14 protein-coding genes are annotated in these 13,827 nt (G+C 38.3%); 12 read left to right on the forward strand and 2 right to left on the reverse strand.

The features are described 5' to 3' along the window. Positions 1-6 precede the first annotated feature (6 nt). Positions 7-1,122 (forward strand): glycerate kinase, encoded by a 1,116-nt coding sequence (locus B7698_RS09690; RefSeq protein ID WP_084865548.1) that lies wholly within the window; start codon positions 7-9, stop codon positions 1,120-1,122. Here B7698_RS09690 and B7698_RS09695 read toward each other — a convergent pair. Further along, entirely contained in the window at positions 1,119-1,565 is a 447-nt protein-coding gene (locus B7698_RS09695; RefSeq protein WP_084865550.1) for a DUF1694 domain-containing protein, read from the reverse strand. The genes B7698_RS09690 and B7698_RS09695 overlap by 4 nt on opposite strands. A 163-nt stretch (positions 1,566-1,728) precedes the next feature. On the opposite strand from B7698_RS09695, the gene eno reads away from it, so the two are divergent. The 6 genes from eno (at position 1,729) to B7698_RS09725 (ending at position 8,436) form a co-directional block, all read left to right on the forward strand. After that, entirely contained in the window at positions 1,729-3,033 is a 1,305-nt protein-coding gene (gene eno / locus B7698_RS09700; RefSeq protein ID WP_084865552.1) for a surface-displayed alpha-enolase, read from the forward strand. A 258-nt stretch (positions 3,034-3,291) separates the two neighbouring features. Then, complete coding sequence (locus tag B7698_RS09705) at positions 3,292-4,551, forward strand: UDP-N-acetylglucosamine 1-carboxyvinyltransferase (protein WP_084865554.1); 1,260 nt, start codon at positions 3,292-3,294, stop codon at positions 4,549-4,551. A gap of 15 nt (positions 4,552-4,566) precedes the next feature. Continuing rightward, on the forward strand, positions 4,567-5,118 hold the full coding sequence (locus tag B7698_RS09710; RefSeq protein WP_084865556.1) for a GNAT family N-acetyltransferase: 552 nt from the start codon (positions 4,567-4,569) through the stop codon (positions 5,116-5,118). Further along, entirely contained in the window at positions 5,111-6,388 is a 1,278-nt protein-coding gene (gene spxR, locus B7698_RS09715) for a CBS-HotDog domain-containing transcription factor SpxR (protein WP_045606875.1), read from the forward strand. The genes B7698_RS09710 and spxR overlap by 8 nt, the downstream gene beginning before the upstream one ends. 15 nt (positions 6,389-6,403) lie before the next feature. After that, on the forward strand, positions 6,404-7,264 hold the full coding sequence (locus tag B7698_RS09720) for a methionyl aminopeptidase (protein ID WP_000631540.1): 861 nt from the start codon (positions 6,404-6,406) through the stop codon (positions 7,262-7,264). A 254-nt stretch (positions 7,265-7,518) separates the two neighbouring features. Next, the gene (locus B7698_RS09725) at positions 7,519-8,436 is read left to right on the forward strand and encodes a bifunctional riboflavin kinase/FAD synthetase (RefSeq protein WP_084865558.1); all 918 of its coding nucleotides are present in this window, start codon (positions 7,519-7,521) and stop codon (positions 8,434-8,436) included. Positions 8,437-8,523: 87 nt separating this feature from the next. Here the strand turns inward: B7698_RS09725 and B7698_RS09730 are convergent, their stop codons facing one another. Further along, positions 8,524-9,372: a YitT family protein gene (locus B7698_RS09730; RefSeq protein WP_084865560.1), complete on the reverse strand. Its 849-nt coding sequence runs from the start codon at positions 9,370-9,372 to the stop codon at positions 8,524-8,526. Positions 9,373-9,512: 140 nt separating this feature from the next. On the opposite strand from B7698_RS09730, the gene B7698_RS09735 reads away from it, so the two are divergent. The 5 genes from B7698_RS09735 to B7698_RS09755 all read left to right on the forward strand — a co-directional run bounded on the left by B7698_RS09735 (position 9,513) and on the right by B7698_RS09755 (position 13,747). Beyond that, positions 9,513-10,352 (forward strand): DegV family protein, encoded by an 840-nt coding sequence (locus B7698_RS09735; RefSeq protein ID WP_084865563.1) that lies wholly within the window; start codon positions 9,513-9,515, stop codon positions 10,350-10,352. Positions 10,353-10,459: 107 nt separating this feature from the next. Then, on the forward strand, positions 10,460-10,735 hold the full coding sequence (locus tag B7698_RS09740; RefSeq protein ID WP_001284640.1) for an HU family DNA-binding protein: 276 nt from the start codon (positions 10,460-10,462) through the stop codon (positions 10,733-10,735). Between the two features lie 212 nt (positions 10,736-10,947). Continuing rightward, the gene (gene ccdA2, locus B7698_RS09745) at positions 10,948-11,655 is read left to right on the forward strand and encodes a thiol-disulfide oxidoreductase-associated membrane protein CcdA2 (protein ID WP_084865565.1); all 708 of its coding nucleotides are present in this window, start codon (positions 10,948-10,950) and stop codon (positions 11,653-11,655) included. Between the two features lie 11 nt (positions 11,656-11,666). Beyond that, positions 11,667-12,233: a thiol-disulfide oxidoreductase-associated lipoprotein SdbB gene (gene sdbB / locus B7698_RS09750; protein WP_045606862.1), complete on the forward strand. Its 567-nt coding sequence runs from the start codon at positions 11,667-11,669 to the stop codon at positions 12,231-12,233. A gap of 122 nt (positions 12,234-12,355) precedes the next feature. Further along, positions 12,356-13,747, forward strand: a complete 1,392-nt coding sequence (locus B7698_RS09755; RefSeq protein ID WP_084865566.1) for an APC family permease — start codon at positions 12,356-12,358, stop codon at positions 13,745-13,747. Positions 13,748-13,827: the final 80 nt, after the last annotated feature.

The following is a 13,827-nucleotide window of genomic DNA, read 5'->3' on the forward strand; positions in this document are numbered from 1 at the left end:
GAAAATATGAAGATTGTAATTGCACCAGATTCATTTAAGGAAAGTTTGAGCTCTGAAGAGGTGGCTGAAGCTATTAAAAGAGGCTTCCAACAATCGATAGCAGATGTAGAATGTCTCCTCTGCCCTGTTGGTGATGGTGGCGAAGGTACAGTAGATTCCATTCGGCATTCTATTTACCTTGAAGAAAAGTGGATCCAAGTGACAGGCCCTTTTGGCCAAAAAGAAGCCATGCGCTATTTTCAAAAAAGTCAACTGGCACTATTTGAAGTTGCCGACTTGGTTGGCCTTGGAAAAATTCCGCTAGAGAAACGAAATCCACTTCAAATCCAAACTTGTGGTATTGGAGAGTTGATTCGTCATCTCATTGCTCAAGGGATTAAAGAAATCTATATCGGCGTTGGTGGTACGGCCAGTAATGATGGCGGTATTGGTATTGCTGCTGGATTGGGGTATCAATTCTATGATAAGGATGGAAATGTCTTGCCTGCTTGCGGTCAGTCTTTATTGAACTTAGCTTCTGTTTCAACAGAAAATCGCTATGAAATTCCTGAAGATGTTCAAATTCGTATTTTAGCAGATGTCACGAGTCCCTTATGTGGTTATCAAGGTGCGACTTACACTTTTGGCAAACAAAAAGGTTTACATCCTACTATGTTTGCAGTCGTAGATCAGGCAATCCAAGATTTTTATGAAAAAGTCTCACCTGTAACATTGGAAATTAAAGGAGCAGGAGCTGGTGGAGGCCTTGCTGGTGGTTTGTGTGCCTTTGCTCAGGCAAATATCGTGTCTGGAATTGATACCTGCTTGAACTTAATCAACTTTGATAAGAAAGTTGCAGATGCTGACTTGGTTATCGTTGGCGAAGGTAGACTGGACAGTCAAAGCTTTGCTGGTAAAGCGCCTATTGGTGTTGCAAAAAGAACCCCTGTCGGAGTTCCTGTTATTACTATTTGTGGTAGTCTTGCTGAAGATTTACCTCCCTTACCATTTGAAAATATCCAAGCTGCCTTTTCTATTTTGGAGAAAAGTGAACCTCTAGAAGATAGTTTGAAAAATGCCAGTCTCTATTTGGAGCACACGGCTGCCAATATAGGGCATTTACTAAATATGCGCAAGATCTAGCCAAACCATTTCTTCCAGATGGATGTTTTGGCTGGTTCTTCCTTTTTAACTTCCCAAAGTTTTGCAAAAGCAAGTCGAAGGTCCTTTTCTTCTACTTGAACTGGTGCATCGGTGTGGATAATAAGGCCAAAAGGAGAAGAAGTATGCTCTTCAGATACAATGGTAGCTTGACTATCAGTTTCTTTTGCTTCTTTTAAGTAGAAAACTTGTTTGTCAAATTCGATATTTGGTGAAATCTTCACAAATAGTGGTTCTGCTTTTTCCTGAAGATTTTCTAAAATAGATAAAAAGCCTTTTTCTAACTGAGGGCTATTTGCTGTGTCAATATCTGCATATCCAAGAACTCTTTCCTCAAAAGTGCCAAGATAGCGTCTTTGCTCATCTGGATTTAATTTTGGCCCACCATGAGCTTTTTCAAGTAATTGTTTTGATAAATCTGTCATGAAAACAGTATATCATAAAAGTTAGAATAAAACAGATATAAGAAAGCGATTACTTTATAAAGTTAAGGAAAATTTGCACAAAGATAACGTTTTTTCTTGAAAAAGGAGGGTTTTTAATGTATTATAGAGGTGTAAAAAATTTAACTCATAAGGAGAGTAAAAAATGTCAATTATTACTGATGTTTACGCTCGCGAAGTCCTAGACTCACGCGGTAACCCAACACTTGAAGTAGAAGTTTACACTGAATCAGGTGCTTTCGGACGTGGTATGGTTCCATCAGGAGCTTCTACTGGTGAACACGAAGCAGTTGAACTTCGCGACGGTGACAAATCTCGTTACGGTGGTCTTGGTACACAAAAAGCTGTTGACAACGTAAACAACATCATTGCTGAAGCAATCATCGGCTACGATGTACGTGACCAACAAGCTATCGACCGTGCTATGATCGCACTTGACGGTACTCCTAACAAAGGTAAATTGGGTGCAAACGCAATCCTTGGTGTGTCTATCGCTGTAGCTCGTGCTGCTGCTGACTACCTTGAAATCCCACTTTACAGCTACCTTGGTGGATTCAACACTAAAGTTCTTCCAACTCCAATGATGAACATCATCAACGGTGGTTCTCACTCTGACGCTCCAATCGCTTTCCAAGAATTCATGATCGTACCTGCTGGTGCGCCATCATTCAAAGAAGCTCTTCGTTGGGGTGCTGAAATCTTCCACGCTCTTAAGAAAATCCTTAAATCTCGTGGTCTTGAAACAGCCGTAGGTGACGAAGGTGGATTCGCTCCTCGTTTTGAAGGAACTGAAGATGGAGTTGAAACTATCCTTTCTGCTATCGAAGCTGCTGGATATGTTCCAGGTAAAGACGTATTTATCGGATTTGACTGTGCTTCATCAGAATTCTACGATAAAGAACGTAAAGTTTATGACTACACTAAATTCGAAGGTGAAGGAGCAGCTGTACGTACTGCTGCAGAACAAATCGACTACCTTGAAGAATTGGTAAACAAATACCCAATCATCACTATCGAAGATGGTATGGATGAAAATGACTGGGACGGTTGGAAAGCTCTTACTGAACGTCTTGGTGGTAAAGTTCAATTGGTTGGTGACGACTTCTTCGTAACAAACACTTCTTACCTTGAAAAAGGTATTGCAGAAGGTGCTGCTAACTCAATCCTTATCAAAGTTAACCAAATCGGTACTCTTACTGAAACATTCGACGCTATTGAAATGGCTAAAGAAGCTGGTTACACTGCCGTTGTATCACACCGTTCAGGTGAAACTGAAGATTCAACAATCGCTGACATCGCAGTTGCAACTAACGCAGGACAAATCAAAACAGGTTCACTTTCACGTACAGACCGTATCGCTAAATACAACCAATTGCTTCGCATCGAAGACCAACTTGGTGAAGTAGCTGAATACCGTGGATTGAAATCATTCTACAACCTTAAAAAATAAAATAGTTCACTGAACTATTTTATCCCGAATCTTGAAATTCAAAAGTTCGGCCGTTGATTTAACAACGTTTTAAGCCCCTCGGATTTTATCCGAAGGGCTTTTTTTGTATTTAGGGGGCAAAACATTTCAAGACAGCTCATTTACTAATAAATACGATTCAGCTAATATAATTGAAAATGATGGAAAAAAGGGTGAATTTATGATATACTTTAACGTAGGACCTTTTTAGAAATTTTGAAAGAGTATTAAAAATTTAAAATGAGAAAAATTGTTATCAATGGTGGCTTGCCCCTGCAAGGTGAGATTACCATTAGTGGTGCAAAAAATAGTGTTGTAGCTTTGATTCCAGCTATTATTTTGGCAGATGATGTTGTAACTTTGGATTGTGTGCCAGATATTTCCGATGTTGCTAGTCTTGTCGAAATCATGGAATTAATGGGTGCTACTGTTAAGAGATATGATGATGTGTTAGAGATTGATCCAAGAGGTGTTAAGAATATTCCAATGCCATACGGAAAAATCAATAGTCTTCGTGCATCTTATTATTTTTATGGAAGTCTTTTAGGTCGCTTTGGTGAAGCTACTGTTGGTTTACCTGGTGGATGTGATTTGGGACCTCGCCCTATTGACTTACACCTTAAGGCTTTTGAAGCTATGGGAGCAACTGTTAGCTACGAGGGAGATAACATGAAGTTATCTGCTAAAGATACAGGACTTCATGGTGCAAGTATTTACATGGATACGGTTAGTGTCGGTGCGACGATTAATACGATGATTGCTGCGGTTAAAGCAAATGGTCGTACTATTATTGAAAATGCAGCCCGTGAACCTGAGATTATTGACGTTGCTACTCTATTGAATAATATGGGTGCCCATATCCGTGGTGCTGGAACCAATATCATCATTATTGATGGTGTTGAAAGATTACATGGAACGCGTCATCAGGTGATTCCAGATCGTATCGAAGCGGGAACATATATTTCCTTAGCTGCAGCAGTTGGTAAGGGAATTCGGATTAATAATGTTCTTTATGAACACCTAGAAGGATTCATTGCTAAGTTGGAAGAAATGGGAGTGAGAATGACTGTATCGGAGGACAGTATTTTTGTCGAAGAACAGTCTAATTTGAAAGCAATTAATATTAAGACAGCTCCTTACCCAGGCTTTGCTACTGACTTGCAACAACCAATTACTCCTCTCTTGTTAACAGCAGAGGGTCGTGGTACCATTATTGATACCATTTATGAAAAACGAGTAAACCATGTTTTTGAACTAGCAAAGATGGACGCAGATATTACGACTACAAACGACCATATTTTATATACTGGTGGCCGTAGTTTACGTGGTGCAAATGTAAAAGCTACTGACCTTAGAGCTGGTGCTGCACTTGTCATTGCTGGACTGATGGCTGAAGGTAAAACTGAAATAACAAATATTGAGTTCATTTTACGTGGTTATTCGGATATTATTGAAAAATTACGTAATCTAGGAGCGGATATTACACTTGTTGAAGAATAAACCGTAGAGGTGTTTATGAATATTTGGACCAAATTAGCAATGTTTTCTTTTTTTGAAACGGATCGCTTGTATTTGCGTCCTTTCTTTTTTAGTGATAGTCAGGACTTCCATGAGATAGCTTCAAATCCAGAAAATTTACAATTCATTTTTCCAAGTCAAGCTAGTTTGGAAGAGAGTCAATATGCACTGGCCAATTATTTTATGAAATCTCCATTAGGAGTATGGGCTATTTGTGACAAGAAAACTGAAAAAATGATTGGTTCAATTAAGTTTGAGAAGCTAGATGAAATTAAAAAAGAAGCAGAACTTGGTTATTTTTTGAGAAAAGATATATGGTGTCAAGGTTTTATGACAGAAGTTGTTAAAAAACTTTGTCAGCTTTCTTTTGAGGAATTTGGTTTAAAACAATTATCCATCATTACTCACCTTGAAAATAAAGCTAGCCAAAAAGTTGCTCTTAAGTCTGGATTCCGTTTAATTCGGCAATTTAAAGGAAGTGATCGCTATACAAGGAAAATGCGAGATTATCTTGAGTTTCGCTTTGTAAAGGGAGAAATTAATGAGTAAACACCAAGAAATTCTAAGTTATTTGGAAGAATTACCCGTTGGTAAAAGGGTCAGTGTTCGAAGCATTTCCAACCATCTAGGAGTCAGTGATGGAACGGCCTATCGGGCTATCAAGGAAGCGGAAAATCGTGGAATAGTAGAGACTCGACCAAGAAGTGGTACTATTCGTGTTAAATCTCAGAAAGTTGCTATCGAGAGATTAACATTTGCTGAAATTGCAGAAGTGACTTCTTCTGAGGTTTTGGCTGGGCAAGAAGGTTTAGAGAGAGAATTTAGTAAGTTTTCAATTGGTGCCATGACTGAACAAAATATCTTGTCCTACCTTCACGATGGTGGGCTCCTGATTGTCGGAGACCGTACCCGTATCCAATTACTAGCGCTGGAAAATGAAAATGCAGTTCTGGTTACAGGTGGATTTCAGGTCCATGATGATGTGCTTAAACTGGCCAATCAAAAAGGGATTCCTGTTCTGAGAAGCAAGAATGACACTTTTACCATTGCGACCATGATAAATAAAGCCCTGTCAAATGTACAAATCAAGACTGATATTCTGACAGTTGAGAAACTTTATCGTCCAAGTCATGAGTATGGTTTTCTGAGAGAGACTGACACTGTTAAAGATTATTTGGACTTGGTACGTAAGAATCGTAGCAGTCGTTTCCCAGTTATCAATCAACATCAGGTTGTTGTTGGGGTTGTTACCATGAGAGACGCTGGTGATAAGTCACCAAGCACCACAATTGACAAGGTCATGTCTCGTAGTCTATTTTTGGTTGGATTATCAACAAATATTGCTAATGTGAGTCAACGGATGATTGCTGAAGACTTTGAAATGGTACCGGTTGTTCGAAATAATCAAACCTTGCTTGGGGTTGTAACCAGACGAGATGTCATGGAGAAGATGAGTCGTTCCCAAGTTTCGGCTCTACCAACTTTTTCAGAGCAGATTGGTCAAAAACTTTCTTATCACCATGATGAAGTAGTCATTACAGTGGAGCCCTTTATGCTAGAGAAAAATGGTGTTTTGGCTAATGGTGTTTTGGCAGAAATTCTGACCCATATGACCCAAGATTTAGTTGTGAATAGTGGGCGCAATCTCATCATCGAGCAAATGCTGATCTACTTTTTGCAGGCTGTTCAGATAGATGATATACTGCGCATTCAAGCACGCATTATCCACCATACTAGACGATCAGCTATTATTGATTACGATATTTATCATGGTCATCAGATTGTTTCAAAAGCAAATGTGACCGTTAAAATTAATTAGAAACTAGGAGAAATAATGATAACATTAAAATCAGCTCGTGAAATCGAAGCTATGGATAAGGCCGGTGATTTTTTAGCAAGTATCCATATTGGCTTGCGTGATTTGATTAAGCCTGGCGTAGATATGTGGGAAGTTGAAGAGTATGTCCGCCGTCGTTGTAAGGAAGAAAATTTCCTTCCGCTTCAGATTGGAGTCGACGGTGCAATGATGGACTATCCTTATGCTACCTGTTGCTCTCTTAATGATGAAGTGGCTCATGCTTTCCCTCGTCACTATATCTTGAAAGATGGTGATTTGCTCAAAGTTGATATGGTTTTGGGAGGTCCAATTGCTAAATCTGACCTGAATGTCTCAAAATTAAACTTCAACAATGTTGAACAAATGAAAAAATACACTCAGAGCTATTCTGGTGGCCTAGCAGACTCTTGTTGGGCATATGCTGTAGGTACACCGTCCGAAGAAGTGAAAAACTTGATGGATGTAACCAAAGAAGCTATGTACAAGGGTATTGAGCAAGCCGTCATTGGGAATCGTATCGGTGATATTGGAGCAGCTATTCAAGAATATGCTGAAAGTCGTGGATACGGTGTAGTGCGTGATTTGGTTGGTCATGGTGTTGGCCCAACTATGCATGAAGAACCAATGGTTCCTAACTATGGTATTGCTGGTCGTGGGCTTCGTCTCCGTGAAGGAATGGTGTTGACCATTGAACCAATGATCAACACGGGTGACTGGGAAATTGATACAGATATGAAGACTGGTTGGGCGCATAAGACTATTGACGGTGGCCTATCTTGTCAATATGAACACCAATTCGTGATTACGAAAGACGGACCTGTTATCTTGACTAGCCAAGGTGAAGAAGGAACTTATTAGTAAAAAGTGAAAAGACTACTGGAAGTTGATTTTATAAAGAATTTACTAGAACTTTTCATAATAAAGCGCATTATATCAAGTTTTAAGGGCTGATGTGATGCGTTTTTCTGATTTCAAGATTCTTACGTCAATCTCTTGTACGTTATGTTGATTTTAAAACCAAAATTCTTCTAAAATGCTACACTTCAGGTTAAAAAAACGACATTTCAGATTTTCTGTTCCAGAAATAGCTATCACTATGATATAATTATTTTATGATTATTACTATTCCTATAAAAAACCAAAAAGATATTGGCACACCATCCGATTCGGTAGTTGTTCTCGGCTATTTTGATGGTATACATAAGGGACATCAAGAACTATTTCGTGTTGCCAACAAGGCTGCGATGAAAGATTTGTTGCCTATCGTAGTTATGACGTTTAATGAATCTCCAAAGATTGCTTTAGAGCCTTATCATCCGGATTTGTTTTTGCATATTTTGAACCCAGCTGAACGTGAAAGAAAGTTAAAACGAGCAGGCGTAGAAGAATTGTATCTCCTTGATTTTAGTAGCAAATTTGCTAGTCTCACGGCAGAAGAATTTTTTGCAACCTATATTAAGGCTATGAATGCTAAAATTATTGTTGCAGGTTTTGATTATACATTTGGTTCTGACAAAAAAACGGCAGAAGATTTAAAGAATTACTTTGATGGAGAAGTTATCATTGTCCCACCTGTAGAAGATGAGAAAGGAAAGATTAGTTCAACTCGTATCCGTCAAGCTATTTTAGATGGCAATGTGAAAGAAGCAGGAGAACTTTTGGGTGCACCGCTTCCATCCAGAGGTATGGTGGTTCATGGTAACGCTCGTGGTCGTACGATTGGTTATCCAACAGCTAATTTGGTGCTTTTAGACCGTACTTATATGCCAGCAGATGGCGTTTATGTTGTTGATGTTGAGATTCAAAGACAGAAGTATCGTGCTATGGCTAGTGTTGGAAAAAATGTGACCTTTGATGGAGAAGAAGCACGTTTTGAAGTCAATATTTTTGATTTTAATCAAGATATTTATGGTGAAACTGTTATGGTTTATTGGCTTGATCGTATTCGATATATGACCAAATTTGACTCAGTCGACCAATTAGTGGATCAGTTAAAGGCTGATGAAGAACTAGCTCGGAATTGGTCTTAAGAGATTGAGTAAACAAAAAAGAGGTTGTCTGTAACCCAAAAGATAGATGAATAAGTCTAACTTTTGAGGTCACTACACTACCTCTTTTTATTCTTTTTCAAAGGTAAATCCTTCTCCAAGGATTTCGTGGGCTTCTGTAATAGTTATAAAGGCTTGAGGATCAATTCGATGAATCATTTCCTTCATTTTAACAATTTCATTTCTTCCGACAATACAGTAAATGATTTTTAAATCTTCTTGACTATAATAACCTTGACCTGAGATGAAAGTAACACCTCTTCCTAGGTCATCATTAATCGCCTTAGCAAGTTGGTCAGGACGTTTGGTAATAATCATAAATCCTTTACCTGCGTAGCCACCTTCGCCAATCAAATCAATGACACGAGAAACGATAAAATCAAATAAGAGCGTGTAGGAAACCAATCTCAAATCCTTGAAGATTAGGAGAATCAGCATGAGAATACAAAAATCTAAGATAAAGAGCAGTTTCCCCATGGATATATGAGTGTATTTATTGAGAATACGAGCTAGAATATCAGTACCACCAGTTGTACCTCCCGCATTAAAGATAATTCCAAGACCAATTCCCAATAGAATCCCAGCTATAAGGGCAGTGATTAGTAAATCACCTTGAAGATCAATATGAAGGGGAATACGTTCAAAAAAGGCCAACCAGGCTGACAAGGCTAAGGTTCCTAGTAAACTAGAATAGAGGGACTTTGCTCCAAAAATCTTCCAAGCTAGTATGAAAAGGGGAATATTAATCAGCAGGTTCATGAGAGAAACAGGGATTTCAAAAAGATAAAAGGTGATAAGGGTAATACCTGTCGCCCCTCCTTCAAAGAGATGATGAGGAACTACAAAATAAGTTAGACCAAAAGCATAGATAGCAGCACCTAGTAAAATGGTTAAAATGGGATAAATTTTTTTAATCATAGGGACCTCTTTTCTTATAAGTAGATTATATCAAATTTTTAAGGAAAATATGAATGACTCCATTAGGATTTTTAATCTTTTTTTGATATAATTAAAAGTAAGAAAACCAATCTGAATCCTAAAATAGAAAGATTGATACTATGACAAAAATTAAGATTGTAACCGATTCATCTGTTACTATTGAACCAGAACTAGTAAAACAATTAGATATCACTGTTGTTCCATTATCTGTAATGATTGATAATGTTGTTTATTCTGATGCGGATTTGAAAGAAGAAGGTAAATTTCTTCAGTTGATGCAAGAAAGTAAAAATCTTCCGAAAACAAGTCAGCCACCTGTAGGTGTCTTTGCTGAAGTTTTTGAAGATCTATGCAAGAATGGTAGCCAGATTCTTGCTATTCATATGTCTCATGCCCTTTCTGGTACTGTAGAAGCAGCGCGTCAGGGTGCTAGTTTATCTACTGCCGATGTGACAGTTATTGATAGTTCCTTCACTGACCAAGCCTTGAAATTCCAAGTTGTTGAAGCTGCGAAGTTAGCACAAGAAGGCAAAGACATGGAGGAAATTTTAACTCGCATAGAAGAGGTTAAAAACCACACAGAACTCTATATTGGCGTTTCGACTTTGGAAAATCTTGTTAAAGGTGGACGAATTGGGCGTGTAACTGGATTGTTGAGCTCCCTTCTCAATATCCGTGTTGTCATGCAGATGAAGGATCATGAATTGCAACCAATTGTTAAAGGTCGTGGAGCTAAAACTTTTAAAAAATGGTTGGATGAGCTGACAAGTTCGCTAACTGAACGTTCTGTAGCAGAGATTGGAATTTCATATTCTGGTAGTGCTGATTGGGCAAAAGAGATGAAAGAAAGCTTACAAGCTTATGTTGAAAAGCCTATTTCAGTTTTGGAAACGGGCTCTATTATTCAAACTCACACGGGTGAGAATGCTTGGGCTGTTTTAGTACGTTACAACTCCTAAAAAAATAAATAAAATGGGAAGAAATAGCGTTTTTAACTTGACCTAAAAGGGATTTTAGGATATGATTATATTTGTTAATTAGAAATAAAATTGGAGGAATCATTAACATGGCAAACAAACAAGATTTGATCGCTAAAGTAGCAGAAGCTACAGAATTGACTAAGAAAGACTCAGCGGCAGCAGTTGAAGCTGTATTCGCAGCAGTAACTGAGTACCTTGCAGCTGGTGAAAAAGTTCAATTGATTGGTTTTGGTAACTTTGAAGTTCGTGAGCGTGCTGCACGTAAAGGTCGCAACCCACAAACTGGTAAAGAAATCAAAATTGCAGCTTCTAAAGTTCCAGCATTCAAAGCTGGTAAAGCTCTTAAAGACGCTGTTAAATAATCATCCTTCCAAAAGCCTATTGTATCAAGCTTTCTAGCTTGGGCAGTAGGCTTTTTTTGTGTCTAGGGGGCAAATAGGGGGCAGAATCTGAATGAACTAGTAGCGGAAAATCTTTCAAATACAGAATAATTCAAATTGCGTAGCAGAAATCATACAAATGAAATTGATTATAGTAAAATAGGATTAGAATTATTAAGAAAGTTGGTTTTTTATTGGAAACGATAGTATTTTCAATCTCCGTTTTTTTAGCAGGGATTTTGTCCTTCTTTTCCCCTTGCATTTTTCCTCTGTTACCTGTTTATACTGGAATTTTATTGGATGATCAGGAAAGCGCAAAAAGCTTCTCTCTGTTTGGAAGAAAAGTCGCTTGGTCAGGCTTGATTCGAACGCTGTGCTTTATTGCAGGTATTTCTCTCATTTTCTTTATCTTAGGATTTGGTGCTGGTTACTTTGGTAATATTCTCTATGCCAATTGGTTTCGATATACCATGGGAACGATTATTATCATTTTAGGCCTTCACCAGATGGAAATTTTTCATTTTAAGAAATTAGAGGTTCAAAAAAGTTTTACTTTTAAGAAATCAGAAGCCAATCGTTATTGGTCATCCTTTTTACTCGGTATTACTTTTAGCTTTGGTTGGACGCCTTGTATTGGTCCAGTTTTAAGTTCTGTTTTAGCACTTGCGGCTTCTGGAGGCAATAGCGCTTGGCAAGGAGCTATCTATACTCTTATTTACACTCTGGGGATGGCCATTCCTTTCTTGGTCTTGGCTCTAGCTTCTGGTGTAGTGATGCCTTATTTTAGTAAAATCAAACGTCATATGATGTTACTGAAGAAAATTGGTGGTTTCCTTATTATTTTAATGGGAATTTTGTTACTATTAGGACAAGTAAATGTTCTAGCTGGAATTTTTGAATAAAGGAGAAAAAGATGAAAAAAGTAATGTTTGCTGGCTTAAGCCTCTTGTCATTAGTCGTATTGATAGCCTGTGGTGAGGAAGAGACTAAAAAGACTCAAGCTCCACAACAATCCCCAAAACAACAGCAACAAACGACTGTACAACAAATTGCTGTTGGGAAAGAGGCTCCAGATTTTACCTTGCAATCTATGGATGGTAAAGAAGTTAAGTTATCTGATTATAAGGGTAAAAAAGTCTACTTAAAGTTTTGGGCTTCATGGTGTGGTCCATGTAAGAAGAGTATGCCTGAGTTGATGGAATTAGCGGCGAAACCAGATCGTGATTTTGAAATTCTTAGTGTCATTGCACCAGGAATTCAAGGTGAAAAAACTGTTGAGCAATTCCCACAATGGTTCCAAGATCAAGGTTATAAGGATATCCCAGTTCTTTATGATACCAAAGCAACCACCTTCCAAGCTTATCAAATTCGAAGCATTCCTACAGAATATCTAATTGACAGTCAAGGAAAGATTGGAAAGATACAATTTGGTGTTATCAGTAATGCGGATGCAGAAGCAGCCTTTAAAGAAATGAACTAGAATAGATGAAAATCTGATTACAAGAGAGTAGTCAGATTTTTTTAGAAAATTATTTTATAAATATTCACAAATATCCTATATTTATGGTAAAATAGAATCATCATTTTATTTTGGAGTCAAAGATGAATATATTTAGAACAAAGAATGTTAGTTTGGATAAAACGGAGATGCACAGGCATTTGAAGTTATGGGATTTGATTTTGTTAGGTATCGGAGCCATGGTAGGAACAGGTGTCTTTACTATAACAGGTACTGCAGCCGCAACTCTAGCGGGTCCAGCGCTAGTGATTTCAATCGTCATTTCTGCCTTGTGTGTGGGATTATCAGCCCTCTTTTTTGCAGAATTTGCTTCACGAGTACCCGCTACAGGTGGTGCCTATAGCTATCTCTATGCTATTTTAGGAGAATTCCCAGCTTGGTTGGCAGGTTGGTTAACCATGATGGAATTCATGACAGCCATATCTGGTGTGGCTTCAGGTTGGGCAGCTTATTTTAAAGGCTTGCTCTCTCAATACGGGATAGCCCTTCCCCAGGCTTTAAATGGTACCTTTAATCCTCAAGCAGGAACATTTATTGATTTATTGCCTATTCTTGTCTTGGTATTGGTGACCTCGCTTGTTTTACTTAATGCGAAAGCCGCCCTACGCTTTAATTCGATTCTAGTTATTTTGAAATTTTCTGCTTTAGCTCTCTTTGTTTTAGTAGGAATTTGGCATATCAAGCTTGAGAACTGGAGTAATTTTGCCCCCTATGGTTTTGGCCAAATATATGGCGCTAGTACTGGTATTATGGCTGGTGCGTCCTTGATGTTCTTTGGTTTTTTGGGCTTTGAATCCATTTCTATGGCTGTAGATGAAGTCAAGACTCCTCAAAAAAATATTCCTAGAGGGATTGTCTTATCGCTTTCTATCGTAACCATTCTTTATGCCTTGGTGACTCTTGTTTTGACTGGTATGGTTCACTATAGTCATCTAAATGTCGACGATGCCGTTGCCTTTGCTCTTCGTAGCGTTGGGATTAGTTGGGCAGCTAATTATGTGTCATTAGTGGCTATCTTGACCTTGATTACTGTTTGTATCTCGATGACCTATGCCCTATCGCGTATGATTTACAGTTTAGCGCGTGACGGCTTGATGCCTGCTGCCTTTAAAGAACTGACTAAAACAAGCAAGGTACCAAAAAATGCTACTATCTTGACAGGTCTAGCTTCAGCAGTAGCAGCAGGAATGTTCCCTCTTGCTAGTATCGCAGCCTTCTTAAATATTTGTACCTTGGCCTACTTGATTATGCTGGCTTATGGTTTGATTCGATTACGGAGAGAAAAGGGGATGCCCAAAGCAGGAGAATTTAAAACACCACTGGTTCCATTATTACCGATTTTATCAATCATCATTTGTTTATCCTTTATGTTGCAGTACAATATGGAAACTTGGATTGCTTTCCTAGTTGCTTTGTTGATAGGAAGTATTATTTACTTTACTTATGGTTATAAGCATTCTACCATAGAAGAATAATACTCTTCGAAAATCTCTTCAAACCACGTCAGCTTCGCCTTGCCGTATATATGTGACTGACTTCGTCAGTTCTATCTACA

Origin of the sequence: Streptococcus mitis, assembly GCF_002096855.1 — a bacterium.
In the GTDB taxonomy this organism is placed as follows: Bacteria; Bacillota; Bacilli; order Lactobacillales; family Streptococcaceae; genus Streptococcus; species Streptococcus mitis_Y.

Coding starts and splice junctions, on each gene's coding strand:
- B7698_RS09690 (WP_084865548.1), top strand. CDS start 7: ATGAAGATTGTAATTGCACCAGATTCATTTAAGGAAAGTTTGAGCTCT.
- B7698_RS09695 (WP_084865550.1), bottom strand. CDS start 1,565: ATGACAGATTTATCAAAACAATTACTTGAAAAAGCTCATGGTGGGCCA.
- eno (WP_084865552.1), top strand. CDS start 1,729: ATGTCAATTATTACTGATGTTTACGCTCGCGAAGTCCTAGACTCACGC.
- B7698_RS09705 (WP_084865554.1), top strand. CDS start 3,292: ATGAGAAAAATTGTTATCAATGGTGGCTTGCCCCTGCAAGGTGAGATT.
- B7698_RS09710 (WP_084865556.1), top strand. CDS start 4,567: ATGAATATTTGGACCAAATTAGCAATGTTTTCTTTTTTTGAAACGGAT.
- spxR (WP_045606875.1), top strand. CDS start 5,111: ATGAGTAAACACCAAGAAATTCTAAGTTATTTGGAAGAATTACCCGTT.
- B7698_RS09720 (WP_000631540.1), top strand. CDS start 6,404: ATGATAACATTAAAATCAGCTCGTGAAATCGAAGCTATGGATAAGGCC.
- B7698_RS09725 (WP_084865558.1), top strand. CDS start 7,519: ATGATTATTACTATTCCTATAAAAAACCAAAAAGATATTGGCACACCA.
- B7698_RS09730 (WP_084865560.1), bottom strand. CDS start 9,372: ATGATTAAAAAAATTTATCCCATTTTAACCATTTTACTAGGTGCTGCT.
- B7698_RS09735 (WP_084865563.1), top strand. CDS start 9,513: ATGACAAAAATTAAGATTGTAACCGATTCATCTGTTACTATTGAACCA.
- B7698_RS09740 (WP_001284640.1), top strand. CDS start 10,460: ATGGCAAACAAACAAGATTTGATCGCTAAAGTAGCAGAAGCTACAGAA.
- sdbB (WP_045606862.1), top strand. CDS start 11,667: ATGAAAAAAGTAATGTTTGCTGGCTTAAGCCTCTTGTCATTAGTCGTA.
- B7698_RS09755 (WP_084865566.1), top strand. CDS start 12,356: ATGAATATATTTAGAACAAAGAATGTTAGTTTGGATAAAACGGAGATG.